This window comes from Wolbachia endosymbiont of Nilaparvata lugens (genome assembly GCF_007115045.1).
GTDB lineage: Bacteria > Pseudomonadota > Alphaproteobacteria > Rickettsiales > Anaplasmataceae > Wolbachia.
This window is the reverse complement of the sequence record NZ_MUIY01000002.1, coordinates 351,133-369,334: the sequence shown is the minus strand read 5'-3', so window position 1 is coordinate 369,334 and position 18,202 is coordinate 351,133. Positions and strand designations below refer to the sequence as shown.

Below are 18,202 nucleotides of genomic sequence, written 5' to 3'. Positions count from 1 at the left end.
AAAGAAGCATCCCTTTTTTATATCTTTATTTGGTAGTATTAACCTGTATAATATTTATGGCAAACATCTCAATAAGGTATCAGATAGCACAAAAAGTAAGGAGCTGGAGGTTAAAGCGAGGTTATACTCAAAAAGATTTAGCGGGAAAAATCGGCGTAACGTATCAAATAGTACTACAATATGAAAAAGGAACACGAAAAATTTCGATTGAGAAGTTGTACGCTATAGCAGAAGTGTTATCGATTGGTATTATAGATCTCATTCCTGTATCAAATGAAAAAATCTGTCTTGAAGATGAGGGAGAAGAAATATTAAATCTAGTAAGAGAATATAAAAAGATTGGCGGTCAGGAGTTACGTAGAGTGTTTTGTTTACTGACCAAATTGGTTCAAGTTAGTGAGAAAAGTAGTAAAAAAGCAGAGAAAATAAAAATTGCAAAGGGTCTGGTTAAAGCAGGAATTTCTGTTGATGTTGTTTCACAAGCAATTGGCCTCTCTGCTAATGAGTGTGTTGAAGAAAAAACAGGTTCTATCTACTATAAAATAGGAAAAAAGATAAAAGAATGGACGGGAATATACTCAGAAGGATTTGGCTGAGAAAATGGATACAACACGTGATGAAATAAGCAACTATGAGCAAGGACGTGTGGCCATTCCACTGGAAAAATTATATGCAATAGCAGAAACATTATCAATTAGCATTACAGATCTGCTCATAGAGGAAGATGAGATAGTAGAAAGTGAGCTACCTGATTTGATTAAAGAATACAAAGAAATTGAGAGCCGAGAGTTACGTAATGCACTAATAAAATCTCTGTTTGAAAGCATACAAATTTGTGAAGAGAAAATTAGAGAAGCAGAAAGAATCAAAATTGCAAAGGGTCTGGTTAAAACTGGAATTTCTATTAATATTATTTTGCAAACGATAGGCATCTCTTTAGACGAAATTCAACAAATTTAAGTAAAAAAATCAGTATCTATTAACATCTTTACTTCTTGATGAAAAAATAAGTAAAAAAGATTTAAAAATTGATTTGACTTCACTCGAAAGCTATGGCTCTATGCCAATGCTGATAAAAAACAGCAGTAAATATCTAAAAAAAGTTTGTTGTTAGTGAAAGGTAAATTATATGAATAATAATAAGAATAAAGAAGAAATAGAATTCAGAATATTAGAAAGCAAAGGCAAAGCACTACTTGATCGTGAAATAATGGAAACGTTTCTAAGTGCAGCACATGAAAGGCCACAAGCTCAAGAAATTGCTAAAAATCTGGTGAATACTTATGCAGGAGTAGGAAGGATTTTAGGCCGAGAAATGGATGACCTGAAAGTTATAGAAGGAGTAACTGATTCTGCAGTAGCAATGATTATGTGTGTTAAGGAAACACTAGAAAGGGTACTAAGAGAAAAGCTCAAAAGTGAGCCAATAATGGACTTACAAAGGCTAGTAGAGTACTTAAACGTAAGTATAGGCCACTCAGAAAGGGAATGTATAAAAATACTGTATTTGAATAAAAGGCGTCAATTAATCGGAGAAGAATCCTATATTGGTGAAATGGAAAAAGCACCAGTATACATAAAGGAAATTATAAAAAAAGCATTAATAAAAAATGCAACATTAGTAATAATGTCACATAACCATCCTGGAGGGAGTTTAGAACCATCAGAAGAAGATCAAGCAGTAACGAAGAGCTTAGCAGCAGCATGTAGTACTGTAAGTGTTAGATTGTTTGATCACATTATTATCACAAGTGCAGGCTATTTTAGCTTTCGAGAAAACGGATTGTTATAGCAGAAAGTATTTGCAAATCTACTCACTATAATTTATAATGAGTAATAGAGTGTATAAACTAAGGTTTGTATACTTAAAAAGTATTTTTAATAGTGAGGATAATATGGGTAATAAAATAATTGTACCTTTTGATGATAAAAAAGGAGGTACTTATCAATTAAACGTTGATCTTGATAAATTATCAGAAGGTGAGATGTTAAATGCTATTATAGGAATTGGTCGTGTTAACCAGCAGTCCACCTTTGTAAGCAAAATTAATAAGGCTAAAAAGTCTCAAGAAATAGCACCTTTCCCTGGTAGAGAAGTTCGCGAAAACAAAATCAACTATGGGAAAGGACTTGACTACATATATGGCACAAAACCTGCAAGTGATCAAGAAGATAAAAATCCATTTACCTCCGCCTTGCAAAAAATAAAGCCAAGTGCAAGCGAAAGCAAAGAATTGAGCTGGTTTAAAAGTGCTGTAGTAGAGGCAAAAAACGTAAATGAATTGCACAAAGTTATAGACAAAGTAATAACTTCTGGAGTAAGGCTAAATGCATGTAATGATGGGGAATGGAGTTTTGCAGAATATCTAGTATTAGGTACACATTTTCATAAATTTGATAAGGCTGATCGTAAAAAGCTAATACGTAAATTAATGTTAAGCGGTGCAGAGTTTCATGATACTTTATTGCAGAATAAACTGATAGGTGAAATCTATAATGAGTTACAGCCAGAAGTTCAGCCACAGATAGATAAGAGACTAGAAGAACTAGAGAAGGCTGGCGAAAGTGCTGTTCAAGAAGGATCCTTAATAGATTTCGAGATAGACAATACAACATCATATATAGAATTTTCTGATGATAGCAAGGTAGAGGTAGCCAAAATACTGAGAGAGTTAGGAAGTAATATTTTAAAAATTGGCAATGATGCGGTTGAGGTTAAAAGTGAGAAGGGAGGTATAAGAAACTATATCGATATGTCAGATGAAAGCTCTATTATATTAGAGTTTCCTACAAGCATTGGTAAGCTAAATATTATATTGTACCACGATGTAAAAAAATATGATCAAGTACAAGTCAGAGTAGAAAACAAGAAAATGTGGGCTGAGTTACAAAAAAGAGGCGAAGAAATTGGAAAAAATTGCCTCTTTGGGGGAGTGAAGCTTAAGGAAGCAGTAGAGAAAGGTGGTTTCACTAGATGTGGCATATGGAGTGAAAAGTATGCTATAAAAGAGATTAGCAATGATGAAGTACTCTCTCCACCTTCGTGGGTAAATAGAATATATGGAGGTAGTAAAGAAACCTTTAGGGAACTTTAATGTGTCTACAGTCAACTTTAAGGTTCCAGAGTTTTTTTCTTACCGTTATATCTGGAGCCTTAACAAAATTAAGCTATAGTAGAAAATATTATATGTATGGTTCTTTTAGTGGAAAAAAGTCTAGACTGTGAAGTAGGGGAAAAAGTAAAAAATTGGAGGTTAGAGCGAGGTTATACTCAGAAGGATTTAGCGGAGAAAATTGGTGTAAATTACTGGGTAATACTGCAATATGAGAAAGGGAACCGTAGAATTTCAATCGAAAGGTTGTATGCTATAACTGAGGCACTATCAATCAGTATTACTGATCTTATTCCTGTATCAAAAAGCTGTCTTGAAGATGAGGAAGAGGAAATATTAGATCTAGTAAGAGAATATAAAAAGATTAATGATCAGGAGTTGCGTAGGATGTTTTGTTTGCTAACCAAATTTGTTCAAGTTAGTGAGAAAAGTAGCAGGAAAGCAGAGAAAGTGGAAATAGCAAAGCGCTTGGTTAAAGCAGGAATTTCTGTTGATATTGTTTCACAAATAATTGGCCTCTCTGCTGATGAATGTGTTGAAGAAAAAGTTAGTTCTATATACTGCCAAATAGGAAAGAAGATAAAAGAATGGAGACTAGTGAGAGAGTATACTCAAAAAGATTTAGGAGAGAAAATGAATACAACACGTGACGAAATAAGCAACTATGAACAAGGAAGGACTGCTGTTCCACTTGATAAATTATATGAAATGGCAGAAGCGTTATCGATTAATATCATGGACCTACTTGAACTAACAGAAGATGCGGATGATAAAATAGAAAATGAGCTACCTGATTTGATTAAAGAATATAAAGAAATTGAGAGCCAAGAACTACGTAATGCATTAATAAAATCTTTGTTTGAAGGGATGCGGATTTGTGAGGAGAAAGTGAGAGAGATAGAAAGGATTAAAGTTGCAAAGGATCTAGTAAAAGGTGGAATTTCTATTGATATTATTTTGCAAGCGGTAGGTTTACCTGTTGATGTAGTTCTAGATGGGTAGCTCATGAAAAAATTATAGCAATAAAGTTTTAAATGGAGGTATATGTGTTTGTTTCTGCAAGCAATGTTAGTTATGGAATAGGGCAAAGAGTAGGAAATAGTAGGTTAATGCAAGGGTATAATCAAGTAGAACTAGCAAGTAAAATCGGTTTAACATATCAAGAGGTGAACAGCTATGAAAGTGGCTATAGCGCTATTCCAATTGAAGTATTATATACAATAGCAAAAGAACTATCGATTAGTGCTATAGATCTGCTACCTGAATCAGTAGTAGTAAGAGAGTATAAAGATGAAGACGAAGAAATACTCTATCTAACGAAAATATACGAGAATCAAAAATTAGGCAAAATAGTACCTTCATTAGTCAGGTTTATTCATATTAGCGAAAAAATCAATCAAGAAGAGGCAAGGTTGGAAATAGCAAAAAATCTAGTTAAAGAAGGAGTTTCAGTTGACATAATTTCCCAGGCAACGGGTTTATCTATTTACGAGTATGATAGTACAGAGAGAGAAATCTGCACTGATTCTATATATTACAGAATAGGACAAAGAATAAGAGAATGGAGGTTGATAAGAAGATATACTCAAAAAGATTTGGCAGATAAAGTTGATTTAACGCTCAAGGAAATACACGAATATGAAAGAGGGTACACTGCTATAACATTTGATAAATTATATGAAATGGCAGGAGCATTATCAGTGAATATTAAAGTTCTACTGCCTAAAACAAGAGAAAGCAAAAAGCTATTGAGTTTAATGGATGAGTACGGAGAACAAGAATCATTAGTCAAATCTCTATCTGAAGATATGAAAAATGGCAAGGAAAAAGTTAAAAAAATAGAAAAAATCAAAGTTGCGAAAAATCTAGCAGAGGCAGGTGTTGCTAGTGATGTTATTGTGCGAGCAAGTGGCCTAACTGCTGATGAGTGTGAAAATTGAATTGTGTTTAAGATACAAGTAAAAATAGTCAATATATTAACCATTCTAAATCCTTGTTTAGCTGACTCAACTGAAGCATTTTCATAAAGTTTTGCTGCTAATTCGTGTTGTTTGATAAACTTCAAATTTAATGCTTTTAAAATTGATGCTGAAAACACATATTGCTAATGCTAGCAGAGGAGCTAGTTGGCACAGCCGTCAGTACTCCCGATTACTTTTCCTGATAATGTGATAGTATTCGCAAGTATTATCATATATTACAAAAAAATCAGTTAGCATTTCTGTTTATTAAAATTATACAATAAAGCTGCATTTTATATAATACTTCTCAAATTATTTCTACTAAATATTTATGAATATGGTTAAACAGTAGATAGAAGAAACCTTTTCTATTATTGATCTTTTGTACAGTAAAGTTATCTCATAAAATATTAAATTGGGAGTTTTATGGATCACAGACTAAGAGCTTATTTGCTTGGAGTTACCTGGTTTATACTCAGTTTACTTAGTAGTGTAGTTAATGATACTATATCAAAGTGTCTCGGTTTACACCTTCAAAGTTTTGAGATAATCTTTTTCCGTTTTTTATTTAGCACTATTACTCTTATACCTTTTATATTTTACTATGGAATAGGAGTTTGTAAAACAAGTCGAATATCTATTCAAATAACTAGAGGTGCATTGTTGTTTTGTGGAATGACCTTATGGACCTACGGGTTGACTATTTGCCCAATAGTAACTGCAACAATTATAGGTTTCTCAATACCATTATTTGTTATGCTTCTTGCAATTCCTTTTCTGGAAGAAAATATAATTTGGCAAAGATGGGTAGTAGCTGTCATTGGTTTTATTGGTATTGCTATTACTACTAAAGCTTATAGCGAGGACTTTAATCCTAAAATTCTTATTTTTATTGTATCCGCATTAATCTTCGCTACACTAGATGTACTTAATAAGAAGCTTGTAATGAAGGAGACAATAATAAGTATATTATTTTACTCAGCTCTAACAACAACAATTTTTTCCACTCCATCTTTGTTATTTTATTGGCATATGCCTTCCTTGTCAGAATTAATATTACTGCTGATTTTAGGAATAAGTTCAAACCTAATTCTGTTCTTCATGTTAAAAGCTTTTGCTCTTACTGATGCTACTGCACTTGCACCGTATAGATACATAGAGCTAATAATTTCTGCAATAGTAGCATACGTTATATTTAATGAATTACCTGATAAAAGTGCTTTATATGGTACTTTGATATTAATACCATCAACCTTATTTATAGCTTATTCGGAAGGTAAGGCAATTAAGAAAAATAGTGTAATACTTTTTGGTAGTAACAAATAAAGATATAAGAAGGTAATTTTAATTATCCGTTTAAAGTTTTGAACTATCGCTATCATATAAACTTGAATTTGAAATTTTTGAATATTTCAGAAATGTCCAAAAAAGCATACTGGTCAAGTTAAAAGAATACATCTAATATAGCAACCATTTAAGGTAGTTATCTTATTTATTTTTTTTGAGAAGTTTTGATCTGAAATGAGATAATTTTTTTTAAATAGTCTATAAATTACTAATTTTATCATTTAATATCTAAAATAATTTTTACCGTTTCTCTTTTTTTTTATGCCACTTCTTAACTTGACGAGTATGGCAAATATCAGTAAATCATTTTTTTTAAGTAGTATTTTTGGCTTAGCTTCTTAAAACATTTTTTTGGAGAAGAGATATCCCTTGTTACAGAATTTTTTTGGCATTCCTACGTATCAAGATAAAATATCACAGAATTTCTCTATCACTTTTTGATTGTCCTCTATCATTGCATTTGCCTCTTGCTGAAGAGATTTGATATTTTTTGATGTAATATTATCCATTTCAGGTGATGCTATTTTTAATTGTGATTGTATACGTATATATTTATCAGCTATAACTTGATCAAGTTGGTAATTTACTGAATCTAAACTTGAGGCAAACATCACATGTAATAGTGGTTTTATCCAGCCTATTTTTCCAAATCTCTTTGAATTGGCTATGCTTCTATCTGTTCTTCCAGTACCTATCGATAACAGTATAATCTCATCATTTGGAAACAATTTCTTACCACTTGCGTATGCACATGCCGCTGGATTATTTGCAAAAACCCCTCCATCCACTAATACTCTGTCTATCTGGTCAATTTTTAGATGTTTTGGTATGAAGTAAGTAGGTGCAGCCGTTGCAGCTCTGAGTGCATCTTTCAGCTTAATATTACCTTCTTTCCAGTTTTTAAAGAAAAATGGACGATTATTGTGAATATCATAACTTGTTATCAGTACCTTACTTAATGTGTTTTTTAGAATATCCTCTCCAAAATATTTATCCAGTACAGATTCAATATTTTTATGTGGATATTGTGCGCAGTTAAACCAAGATAGTATTGATCGCCTAAAAAATGAAGACTTAAAAATATATGGTCCATATTCCCGATAGAACTCGACTAAATCATTAGCAGAATATTGAGGTTTATCTTTTTTACATAATCCTGCTATAACAATTCCACCGGTTGAGGTCCCCGCCATAAGATCAAAGATTTCAGCTACCCTCTTTCTTGTTCTTTTTTCTATTTCTGCTAGAATAATGGCTGGTATTATGCCCCTTATGCCTCCTCCGTCAACTGAAAGGATGTATTTTTTCATGATTAGATATTTATTAATTCTGTTAACTTGCTCACTTTTATCAGGTTGTGTTACCTGTCCAAAAACTACAGTCTGTTTTACACCTAGGGAAAATTGTGCCGAACAAATAACCAATGCTATAGATCAAGCTCAAAAATCTATATTAATTCAGGCATATCAATTTACTTCAAAGCCTATTGCACAATCTTTAATTAGAGCAAAAAAACGTGGTATTGATATTAGGGTTATCCTAGATGAATCACAGGTCAGCTCAAAATACAGCGTCATCAATGAATTATTTAGGCAAAAAATACCGATATACATAGACTATAAACCTGCAATTTCACACAGCAAAATTATGATTATTGATGAGCAAAAAATCATAACCGGATCATTTAACTTTTCAGATGCCGCTCAGCAAAGAAATGCTGAAAACCTATTGATCATAACAGGAGATCCTCCACTAGTTGAGCAATACATCGAAAACTGGAAGGATCGTAAATCTCAATCTGATCCTTATACACCAAAAGTAGAAGAATAATTACTTAAAATCAGCTTTAAGCTCATCCAATTCCTCAGAAAGATTTTTTACCCTTTCCTCAAGTACGAGTACCTTTTCCATTAAACCATATTCAATAAGTTTATCGTGAAATTGTACCCTTGAGTCTAGCTTGGATAACCACCATATCAATGCTACGGTTTGGATTAATATGGTAACAATTACCGTAATTGGGATTTTTTGATTTTGCATGTTTCTCCTAATTGTGTAATAAAAAATTTTCAACTACTTCTTGTTTCCAGTTACGAAATATTACCGCTCAGACTCGTGTTTCTTTTCAGCATTATAGAGCAAGTGTATAATTTCATCGTACGGTTTATCTTTATTATGCCGTGATCTTAGTACAGCTACATCTCTTGGGTTTTTCCCACCTGTGTCTCTAATGTTAGGGTTTGCGCCTTTTTCTAACAAAAGTTTAATTATCTCTAGGTTACCTTTGTATGAAGCTGCATGTAATGCTGTCCATTTTTCATATTTTGCTGTGTTTATATCAGCTCCTTCCTCTATTAGAAATTTAACAACTTCAAAACATCCTGCACCTGATGCATAATGTAATGCTGTTAATTCGGGAATCTGTGTATTAATATCTAATAGATTATTTGCTGAAAATTTCACTACTTCTAGGCTGCAGCTCTTAGAAGCAACTTGCAACATTGTTTTATAATTATCTGTAGCTTTTGTTTTCATATAGCAATAGGTAATAACAACACATATTATCATTGTTATACACCACCAAAAATGTAGCTTATTTCTTGAGTCTCTATTCATATTCAATACTTTTTTCAACATTAAACATTTGTTTTACTGATTTTCCTTTAACGTTGATGCTGACAACACAGTGCGATAACCTGAACTATTTAACACATGTTCCGCTCTGTCAATTATCCATTCACCGTCTATATCTTGATGAAACCCTAATAAACTGAGTTTTGCCTCTGCAAATAGTTCTGGATTACCAGGCATAGTAACATCCAATACTGCATTATTTCGCTTTAATTGTTTTAACTTAGCATTTGCTGCACTTAGTGCTGATTCTACATTAGAGTAAAGCGTTTGTATAGTATAACTTGGGCTACCAAAGCCAACTGTTTCTGACATAGTTTCACCTCTTTCATAGCTATGCCATTTTGCAACCACTGAGTTGTACCTACTCACAGTAAAATGCACTTTCCAATTTATCGTGTCTTGAGGTCTAATAGCTGTTGTTCCTAAAGCTTTTCCAGTTGCCGACTTTGCTCTGCCTTTTGGAATAAAAAGTATGTATCCGCCAGCTAACTTTGCCATTGCCTCACGTTCTATTGCTATTTTTGTTAATAAACTTATATCACTTTCTTCTGTTTGGTTAATATGGGAAATCAACACATTTTCAAATTCTTTTGCAACTTTGCATCCATATCCGTGCTTTTCTGCTATTTCCTTAACCAAGTTACCTAGAGTAATTTGATGCCATTCTTTAGATACTTTCTCCTTTAATGATAGTCTTAAATTTGTTGCATGAGCCTTTATTAGTAAGGTTTTAGGTGGACTCTGTACCGTAATTTCATTAACTGTATATATACCCATGGGCGTCACTCCGATTTCCCTATACCCTAAAGAAATATTCAATTCATCTGGGATATTTAAGTTTTCATCTCTGTAATCAACACACACTTCAACTACATCGTCTATTGTCCCAGATTCATCGGTAAGGCGTAATGATATAACTCTATCTTTAATTGATTCACATTTATCTATTATAAAATCTGGCTGCATTTATTCCCAGATCTTCAATTTTGACTTTTGTATTGTTTTTTGAATAGTAGGGAGCTTTATCTTTAATCCTGCCGGTAAAAAGCTTCCGTATTCTGCCAAACCTAAGTTCTCTGCTAGTACTAATTCCACTACTCCATCCGTAAATCCGTAATGTTTCCAGCAAATCAGATCTAGCATTTCTCCTTCTTTGGCTAAATAATATATAGTCATCTATAGCTCTTCAAACTCAAACTAAATTCAACTTTTCTTGGTAGTCCATTAGGTAAAAAATACATCTGCTTTTCTTCTAACTTGGTAATTACGAATTGTCCTAAAATATTACCTAAACTATCTACTAAAACATGTGGGTTTTCAGCTTCTTTCATATTCTTTAATTGATTTAGCCCGTTGAGATTATGTGGATAAATCGTTCCTTCTAAATCTATATTTTCTATACCTTGACCGATATTTTGTAATAGTGGTATATTTTCAATACACTCAATTGTACTCCAACGATTTTCTCTATTATACTTTAAACTTGTTGGAGCAAATTTATAAGGGCCAAGAGACAACATTTTAATAAACGGAGTCTATGGTATCAAATAAAACATCACGTGACTTTTCTCTTATCCTTTTTATTACTTCATCTGCAAGACTACGAACATCTTGATTTGGCTCTGCTTTAATGCTGATAGTATAATTATTAGTGATGTTCTGAGTTTTATTTTGTTCTTTATTTTCAAATTTACTCTTTGCAAATATCTTATCATTATCACTCTCTGTAAACTTTTTCTCCTCAATAAGGCTTTTGATTCTGAAGCTATTCTGATTTCTATTGGAAAATTCTTTAATTATACTGTTACCTAGCAAAGGATTTCCACTGTTGAGAATATTACTCTTTAGGGGACTATGTACTGCTTTTATTTCAGTAACAATACTTTTTCTTTTTTCAAATTCTTTCAGTGGACTATTTTTAGCAAATATGCTACTAACTGTATTTTCTATCCATGAAAAGGCTTCTCCTATAGGTTTAATGAGTGATTTTATGTATTCCAAAAAGCTAGAAAAAAAGTCTTTCACCTTTTGCCAGTTAGTCACAACAAGAGCTGCACCAGTAACAAGTCCAGCAATTAAAAGCCCTATAGGATTACTCATTACAGCAAGCGTTATTGCTCTTAGTCCTGTTACTACTGCAGGAAAAACTGTAGCTGATAAAAATGAAAATACTCCAAGTAGGTTTGCTTTCAGACCAAAAATCGTACTTCCTAGCAATGTAAATCCGTATCCTAGTCCTACTGCTACAATTTTTAAACTTATTAAAGCTGCTATAGTTCCCATGATTGCTGTAGTTAAGGTTGGATATTTTTCTGCAAGCTCTGCTATATATCTAGTTTTTTCTTGTAAAAATTCAGCTATAAATTTTAAAGTAGGCAGCATCACCGAGCCCAGGTTCATACCAACTTCAGCTATTGCATTTCGAAGGAGTTTTAATTTATTGGCTGTAGTGTCTGCACGATTTTTGAATTCTTTTTGCAGAGAGCTTCCGTACTTTTCTGTATTAGCCAATAACTTTATTGCATCCTCATACTTATTAAAACTTCCAGCTAATAATGCAATATCATCTTGATATTCCTGACCGAAAAGTTTCATAAGGATTGTAGAACGTTCCTGATTATCCATTTTCTTTAGAGTTTGAAAAAAGTGAAGTAGTGTTTCTTCTCCGCTTTCACTGATCCTTTGTACCATTTCTTCCGCGGTTATGCCCATTTCTTCTAGTGCTGCTTTGAATTCTTTTCCTTGACCTTCAGCAGTTTGAAGTTTGCTAAGCAGTGCATTTATAGCAGTTGCAGCTTTTGCTGGTTGTTTACCTAAACTAATAAAAGCATTTACTAAGCTGCTGGTTTGTTCAAACTTTAATCCAAACTGCTTTGCAGTACCACCAACTATTGCTAGAGCTTCAACCATATCTTTTGCTTTAGCAGCAGTGTTATCTGATAAGTGGTTGATTACATTACCAACATGCTCCATTTCACTAACATCAATTCCATAAACGTTAGAGAGTTTAGCTATGGAATCACCTGCTTGCTCTGCAGACATATCAAATGCTGTAGACATTTTTGCCACCGTTTCTGTAAATTTGAAAAGATCTTCTTTTTTGATACCAAGTTGACCACCGCTTGCAGCTATTTGTGCTAATTCTGCAGCAAATAAGGGTACAGTACGTGACATCTTTTTTAACTTCTTAACAAATTTATCAGCTTCCTTTGTTTCTTTGTTAAACTCAACTACTTTTGCAACATCAGCCATAGCCGATTCAAAATCAACAGCAACTTTAATTGGCGCTGCAAGCGTTAGCCCTAGCCCAATAGTCTCTATAATTTGTGACTTAAAATGTGCTTTGGTTGCTAAAAAACTTTGGTGACTACGTATTGCAGACCCAAGTTTACCATACTTACCTTTTAGCGCTTCAACAGATGAACCAAGTTTATATTGGTCACTTACTAATGACTTAATATTTCTGCCACTTTTCCTTACTTCTTCATTAAATGAATGCAAAGCATCTCTCTTTTTCAAATATGCTTCTTTTGCTTTTATTGCGGAGGTTTTAGCCTTGTCAAATTCTGCTTTTAAAGTTTTGCTTGGTTTCTCTATCGCTTTCATTTGTTTAGCTAAAGATTTTACCTGATCTTCAAAGCCTTTCCATGACCTCTTGCTAGTCAAAACATCATGACCTAACTGCTTAAACTTTGATACTGATTTTAAAGATGAGTCAAGCTTTCTTATATTCTCACCAAGACGAGTAAGTTGACTACTGCTTCCCTTTATTACAGTATTAAAACTGCCATCAAGTACCGCACCTATTTTTATCGATAATACTGACATTTGAACTCCCTAGCTAATTTGCTCCATAAAATAAACTCACTAATCTCCATATCAAGAATGTGCTCAACTCCACCACCTATGATAGAGCCAAGCACTAGTATTTCTAATCTCAAGTTTTTTGGATAATTGGTGAAAAAAAATCCTTTAATACCTCTTGCACTTTCACATAATCAGCAATATCTAACTCTTCAATCGCTTCTTTTGCAACTGATGTCAAATTGGCAGTCAAAGTTACTTCCTTACTTAGATCACTACCATTAAGTCTCTCAATAGCTAGATAATCTCTAACTTTTGGACGTCTAATGGTAAGCTCTGAGATAGAAATACCATCAACTGTTATTGGGTTGTTTAGTGTTATAGTTTGCATAAAATTCTCCTATAAAAAATAAAATCTTGTAAAATGTTGTAACTATTTGATCAACATCTAAAAAATAGAATTCTAAAAATCTTCATATTCCAAGCACCGTTTGAAGTAGTGCCATCTGATCAACACCATTTATCTTTCTAATCATATTTTCAGCATCGATTTCTATTAACTCATTACCACCTATAGTAAGTTTATAGTAATGAGCAGCTACCGTGCATTTGAGAGTGGCTTTTTCAGCAGGTTTCCAGCTACCAAAATCAAATTCCTTGAATATGCCCCTAAGGTTGATAATTACTCCTTCAATATCATTGTTTCCGCTGCCTTGTAATCCTCCTCTTAGTGTCAAAGATACCGAATTTCCATTTATCAACCCAAATAGCCGAAAGAGCTCTGTATCGTATTCAGAAAAAGTGAAATCTGCTTCAAGTTTCTCCATCCCCATATCTATATTTACTGGAATATCCATACCACCAGCTCTATATTCCTCAGTTTTAATGGTGAGCTTCGGCAAGGTTATCTCATCTATTTTTCCTGCATAACCACGACCATCTACGAATACATTAAAATTCTTTAAAATCTTCGGTAACATCTCTTTCTCCCATTTTTATAATATTGTACCACTCACAAGATGTGACCTGAAAGTAATCTGTTCTGCTGGATATGGCGGTGTAAACTCAAAATCAAAAAACACTTTTCCACTTGCAATGTTTGCCGGCGTATTGAGTTCTGGTGTTGCATAACATTTTCCGCTGATAATTGCCCCCTGTGCTTTCAGATGCGCAAGATAAGAATTCACCCCCTCAATTACATCATCTATATAAGTTTTGGTAATATTGCGATCAACTGCCCATAGATGAGCTCGAAGTAAACTATCATTGATTAAATCTGCAGTACGCCTCACTGACAGAAAAGCCCATTTCGAATCATTTGAACATGTTCTATTTCCCCAAAGCCTATAGCCATTTTGATGAATTATCGTTGTTACTTCATTTTCATTTAAGTGGTTTGCTCTACAATTTGTATTACCGAGCGTAAAATCAATAGGCCTGCTTGTTCCAACAATACCGTTTATTTCTTTATTTGAAGGTGAGTGCCAGAATCCTTGTTCGCTATCTACTTTCGCTATTAAACCAGCTACAAACGGGCTTGCTGGCAAAATTTCTTCTTCAATAAGTACCTTAACCCAAGGATCAATAATATAAACTCTTGGGCTACCTACACTTTTTCTCCACTTGATTGCTTCTTCATCATTAGTATTTGGTCCATCTGCAACAATAATTGCTCTTAATTTTTCTGCTATAGGAATTAATGCTGAAACCACTGAATTTTTGCCATCTTCTGGTAGTTGGTGAGTAAATTGAGGTGCAATTAATATTCTTGGAGCAATATGAACTATGCTTTCACTACTGAGGAATGCCTCTATCCCTTGATACTCTCCAGTCTCTTTATCAACACCGCCAATTATATTTTGGATAGTTTCACTTTCTTTAACTCGAATAACTACTACTGTTGCACCAATTTGGGAAAATACTCCATTTACTGCTGAAAAAAGAGTCCCCTTTTTGCCAAGTTTTACCGCTTCTTTTAAGCTTCCTGCAATTAACACTGGTTTATTTAGCGGAAATTTTTGCTCATCGGCTTCAGGAGCAGTACCAATTACACCTATCACTGATGATTTAGCTGTACGCACTGATCTTGTCCCTGAGGTAACCTCAATAACATTTACCCCATGTAAAAATTGTTCTGTCATAGCTATTATAAACTTTCTAAAGAATTCTTCACTTGCTTTTTAAAATTGTTAAGAAAACTCTTTGATTTTCTTTTGATTACTACTTTTTAAGATTTAGTATATTTATTAAAATAAAGACAAAAACTAGAAAATATAGAAAACTACGCATTTTGTAATAAGTCTTCTTGAATATTCTTTTCACTTCGTTTAATACTCTTTTGTTAAATAGTAACTTTTTTTACCAATAAAAATTCTTTGGTGCCTATGGCTTGTTTTTAAGCTCTAATATCTTACGTAGTGAAAGATACAAGTATTTTGGTTTCAACTTATATATTTTTTTAATGCCAAAGTTTATATGTTGCATCTAACCCTGGACATTGCCAAGCTCTTAGCGTCCTCTCTACGTCCACCTCAAGCCCTGTAGTTAAAAAATTGCTGCGAAAATTGTATATTCCCCACTGTATAAATTGACCATAGATTGTGCTATACGCATGCTCACTTGCAAAGAACTCAGGTGTCTCACCAACTCTTTCACCTTCTGAGTGAAGATTGGATGACGTATAAAGTAACACTGTAACGGTTTTTCCTGCTGGAATGATTATGTTACCTAATCCAATAAATTCAGAACTGCTAATTTCATGCTGATAAATACGTGTCCAAGTAATTCTCGAAATCTCTGACTTCCTTGTATTAGTTCTATCAGGTGTACCTATAAATAATCCTGCTCCCCCATAATTAACTTCATCTTTATACCACATTGCAGATCCAACAAAGTTTATAGTTTTACTTATATCTACATTGCTTGTGTTTTTTACGAATATTACTCCCAGTGCAGCATAAGGGTATTTCAGCATATTGAATTGCTCAGAAAATCCATCATACATAAATCTTGGGTATGATTCTCCATAGATAAATGTACCTTTGCTTCCCTCTAAAAAACTGAGTTGTCTTGGCAGATAAAAACTAACATAGCTTGTATCATATGTGTGAGTACCTGCTAGTAGTTGTAGCATATAGTCTGTTTTTGTTACATCACTACTCCACTGACCAAGCTCAGTTGTAAAAGTTCCGTGGCCAAAGTAATTATTTTTTCTACTTAGTACACCAAATAAGAAAGGTAATGCTCCAGGTTCAATCATATGACGATTTCTTACTTCTTTCATGATTGATGAGCCACTTGGTACATCGTTTATGGAGTTAAGCTTGGTTGGTTCTCTGCTCCTTATTTCCTTCATAATTGATGAACCACTTGGCACATCATTAACAGTACGGAAGTTATTTACTAAACCTTTAAGACCATCTTTATGATCATTGCCAACACTGTTTATTGCTGCAATATTGGCATTCTTTCTTGTATCAAGTAGTGATATATGCGAATCTGATGATGCTTTTAAAGTATTTAAGGAATTATCCCTAAGCTTGTTGATTTCATTAACAGACTCTGTTTTACTGCAGTTATTGCTGATATTGAGTTTGTTTTATTGCTGTTTATATCATTTAGGTGTTTTTTTGCACTATCAAGCAGTTCTTTTAGCTTACGATCTGTCATTTGCACAATTTCAGAAACCGCACTTTTGTCGACTATTGATTCCAATGCTTTAGCAAGATATGCAAGCTGATCTGGAGTACTATTTACCGCTAAATCCTTAAGTCTTTTTTGTAGTGTATCAATTATCCCTTTTACTTCAGTCATCTGTACAACGTTGGCAATAGCTTTTTTATCTGCTATCAATTCCAGAGATTTTGCAAGATATGCAAGTTGATCAGGTGTGCTGGTTGCTGCTAAATCCTTTATCCTTTGGTATATTGCTTCTTTCATTCCCAAAAATTCAAAAAAGTTTCAAAGCTAAATCGTTCAAAATTACTTTTAAGTTGATTATGTTTATTTTCTCCCTTACTTATATCCTCATCTATTTTCTCTATAGCTCTTCGAATACGTACTACATCTTGAACTGCAATATTTTCTGGATGAGGCAGTGGATATCCTCGTTTGGTTTGGTCAACAGTCATTATGTGACAATCACTCTGAGATTTTTTACCTTAGGGCGATAAACAACTGTTCCACTTAAAACTAATTTTATCCTTGTCTCATTGCCATTAAAGTTTGTCAGCACATGAGTTCTCTCTACCCAGTTTTCCCCTATTGGTTTTCCTGATGTTAAATTCACTAACTGCCAATCCACGTTTTTTTGCACATATGCTTTAACATCTGCAGTGCCAGGTATTAGTGCATCATAGGTAATTGTTATCTTAGTGTTAGCTCCTGCTGTAATGCTCCTAGTTACATAATCTCCTTTTTCCCCTATATTACCTATAACTAGCTGTAACCCAGGATATAGCACTGGACTTTTTTCTCGCCCTCCTTTTAGGCTTGCTTTTACCGTTAGCTCTCCAGATAATCTTTCACGCAATGCAAGTGGCAAATTATCAGACAGAAAGTTTTCTCTTCCCTCTTCGTCTGTTAAAATAAATTCTACATTGGTATCAAATGCTACTTTTTCAACATTTGTTAAAACTATTAAATCTGATACGTTATTCGCATTGACTTTGCCAAGATTAAAAAGGTGAAAAAGTTCGCTAAATTTTGCAGCTAGTAATCGAAACGTTAAATCTAAATTTTGATGTGGTGTCCACGTACTTGCATTGCTTGATGAGAGTAATACTCCTACTTGATATGGTTGACTTGTTACCCACCTACTATTTACTGCATCATATTTGCCAAGTTCTGCTATTTTTACTGCAGTATCTGCATCATCAGTGAGTAGCACTATTGCATACTCTTGTCCTGCATGGCAAAACACTGGTGACCAAGTAATACGTGTTGCTGTACCATCTACCTTTATATCTTTTGGCTCAATATAGCTTTCAGCGATAACAGTTTGTGAGGGCATTCCCACTGCTGTTTCTCTAGTCTGAACAACAACACGTTTTTTGCCTTTATTTACAAACCATAGCTCTACACCTCCTATGTGTCTGCTCTCATTTAAAGTAAATGTTTGGGCTAAAGGGTCAATTCTTCTTGCTGCGATAACTCTTCTTCTTTCTTCTATAGTAATAGTTTTTTTACCAGTATAAGTTGCTTCTCCATAACTGCCTTTATCACCGAAGAACTGCACTAACTTAGTCCCAGCAGGAATGTTTCTTGGTACAGTAAATCTTCCTTTTATTTTTCCTCTGTTATCAGCAATAAATGTTGCGATCATGTTTTTCTTTCAAATATTTT

The 18,202-nt window shown here is 33.7% G+C and carries 18 protein-coding genes and 2 pseudogenes; 7 read left to right on the top strand and 13 right to left on the bottom strand.

The features are described 5' to 3' along the window. The first annotated feature begins 56 nt into the window (after positions 1 to 56). The 6 genes and pseudogenes from wmk (BWZ41_RS07475) (at position 57) to BWZ41_RS07450 (ending at position 6,400) form a co-directional block, all read left to right on the top strand. Positions 57 to 960, top strand: a pseudogene (wmk, locus tag BWZ41_RS07475) (WO male-killing family protein Wmk). A 169-nt stretch (positions 961 to 1,129) separates the two neighbouring features. Continuing rightward, a complete protein-coding gene (locus tag BWZ41_RS07470; RefSeq protein ID WP_143688996.1) occupies positions 1,130 to 1,792 on the top strand; it encodes a JAB domain-containing protein in 663 nt (220 codons plus the stop codon). Positions 1,793 to 1,895: 103 nt separating this feature from the next. Further along, the gene (locus BWZ41_RS07465) at positions 1,896 to 3,095 is read left to right on the top strand and encodes a hypothetical protein (RefSeq protein ID WP_143689004.1); all 1,200 of its coding nucleotides are present in this window, start codon (positions 1,896 to 1,898) and stop codon (positions 3,093 to 3,095) included. Between the two features lie 96 nt (positions 3,096 to 3,191). After that, complete coding sequence (gene wmk / locus BWZ41_RS07460) at positions 3,192 to 4,115, top strand: WO male-killing family protein Wmk (RefSeq protein ID WP_143689003.1); 924 nt, start codon at positions 3,192 to 3,194, stop codon at positions 4,113 to 4,115. Positions 4,116 to 4,147: 32 nt separating this feature from the next. Then, on the top strand, positions 4,148 to 5,053 hold the full coding sequence (gene wmk / locus BWZ41_RS07455) for a WO male-killing family protein Wmk (RefSeq protein WP_143689002.1): 906 nt from the start codon (positions 4,148 to 4,150) through the stop codon (positions 5,051 to 5,053). A 447-nt stretch (positions 5,054 to 5,500) separates the two neighbouring features. Beyond that, on the top strand, positions 5,501 to 6,400 hold the full coding sequence (locus BWZ41_RS07450; protein ID WP_143689938.1) for a DMT family transporter: 900 nt from the start codon (positions 5,501 to 5,503) through the stop codon (positions 6,398 to 6,400). A gap of 422 nt (positions 6,401 to 6,822) precedes the next feature. Here BWZ41_RS07450 and BWZ41_RS07445 read toward each other — a convergent pair whose 3' ends face one another. Next, on the bottom strand, positions 6,823 to 7,731 hold the full coding sequence (locus tag BWZ41_RS07445) for a patatin-like phospholipase family protein (RefSeq protein WP_143689937.1): 909 nt from the start codon (positions 7,729 to 7,731) through the stop codon (positions 6,823 to 6,825). On the opposite strand from BWZ41_RS07445, the gene BWZ41_RS07440 reads away from it, so the two are divergent. After that, entirely contained in the window at positions 7,730 to 8,251 is a 522-nt protein-coding gene (locus BWZ41_RS07440; RefSeq protein WP_139686866.1) for a phospholipase D family nuclease, read from the top strand. The two genes, BWZ41_RS07445 and BWZ41_RS07440, sit on opposite strands and share 2 nt — an antisense overlap. On the opposite strand, the gene BWZ41_RS07435 is transcribed toward BWZ41_RS07440, so the two are convergent. From BWZ41_RS07435 to BWZ41_RS07380, 12 genes and pseudogenes are all read right to left on the bottom strand, one after another. Then, positions 8,252 to 8,461: a hypothetical protein gene (locus BWZ41_RS07435; RefSeq protein WP_143688873.1), complete on the bottom strand. Its 210-nt coding sequence runs from the start codon at positions 8,459 to 8,461 to the stop codon at positions 8,252 to 8,254. It abuts the gene before it with no gap. Between the two features lie 60 nt (positions 8,462 to 8,521). Then, positions 8,522 to 9,058, bottom strand: coding sequence for an ankyrin repeat domain-containing protein (locus BWZ41_RS07430; protein WP_143688872.1), 537 nt, complete (start codon positions 9,056 to 9,058; stop codon positions 8,522 to 8,524). 12 nt (positions 9,059 to 9,070) lie between these two features. Further along, positions 9,071 to 10,021 carry a contractile injection system protein, VgrG/Pvc8 family gene (locus BWZ41_RS07425; protein WP_143689936.1) on the bottom strand — a complete coding sequence of 317 codons (951 nt, stop codon included), beginning with the start codon at positions 10,019 to 10,021 and terminating at the stop codon, positions 9,071 to 9,073. Continuing rightward, a complete protein-coding gene (locus BWZ41_RS07420; RefSeq protein WP_096676762.1) occupies positions 10,022 to 10,231 on the bottom strand; it encodes a tail protein X in 210 nt (69 codons plus the stop codon). Then, positions 10,228 to 10,575 carry a phage tail protein gene (locus BWZ41_RS07415; protein ID WP_143689935.1) on the bottom strand — a complete coding sequence of 116 codons (348 nt, stop codon included), beginning with the start codon at positions 10,573 to 10,575 and terminating at the stop codon, positions 10,228 to 10,230. The genes BWZ41_RS07420 and BWZ41_RS07415 overlap by 4 nt, the downstream gene beginning before the upstream one ends. A 1-nt stretch (position 10,576) precedes the next feature. Then, positions 10,577 to 12,883 (bottom strand): phage tail tape measure protein, encoded by a 2,307-nt coding sequence (locus BWZ41_RS07410; protein WP_143689934.1) that lies wholly within the window; start codon positions 12,881 to 12,883, stop codon positions 10,577 to 10,579. 109 nt (positions 12,884 to 12,992) lie between these two features. After that, on the bottom strand, positions 12,993 to 13,250 hold the full coding sequence (locus BWZ41_RS07405) for a phage tail assembly protein (protein ID WP_143689933.1): 258 nt from the start codon (positions 13,248 to 13,250) through the stop codon (positions 12,993 to 12,995). An 82-nt stretch (positions 13,251 to 13,332) separates the two neighbouring features. Then, positions 13,333 to 13,839: a phage major tail tube protein gene (locus BWZ41_RS07400; RefSeq protein WP_143689932.1), complete on the bottom strand. Its 507-nt coding sequence runs from the start codon at positions 13,837 to 13,839 to the stop codon at positions 13,333 to 13,335. Positions 13,840 to 13,854: 15 nt separating this feature from the next. Continuing rightward, positions 13,855 to 15,000: a phage tail sheath subtilisin-like domain-containing protein gene (locus BWZ41_RS07395; protein WP_143689931.1), complete on the bottom strand. Its 1,146-nt coding sequence runs from the start codon at positions 14,998 to 15,000 to the stop codon at positions 13,855 to 13,857. 317 nt (positions 15,001 to 15,317) lie between these two features. Next, a pseudogene (locus tag BWZ41_RS08610) lies at positions 15,318 to 16,798 on the bottom strand (hypothetical protein). After that, positions 16,795 to 16,989 carry a hypothetical protein gene (locus BWZ41_RS07385; protein ID WP_143688746.1) on the bottom strand — a complete coding sequence of 65 codons (195 nt, stop codon included), beginning with the start codon at positions 16,987 to 16,989 and terminating at the stop codon, positions 16,795 to 16,797. Before BWZ41_RS07385 ends, BWZ41_RS08610 begins: the two are co-directional and overlap by 4 nt. After that, a complete protein-coding gene (locus BWZ41_RS07380) occupies positions 16,989 to 18,182 on the bottom strand; it encodes a hypothetical protein (protein ID WP_143689930.1) in 1,194 nt (397 codons plus the stop codon). The genes BWZ41_RS07385 and BWZ41_RS07380 overlap by 1 nt, the downstream gene beginning before the upstream one ends. Between the last annotated feature and the right edge of the window lie 20 nt (positions 18,183 to 18,202).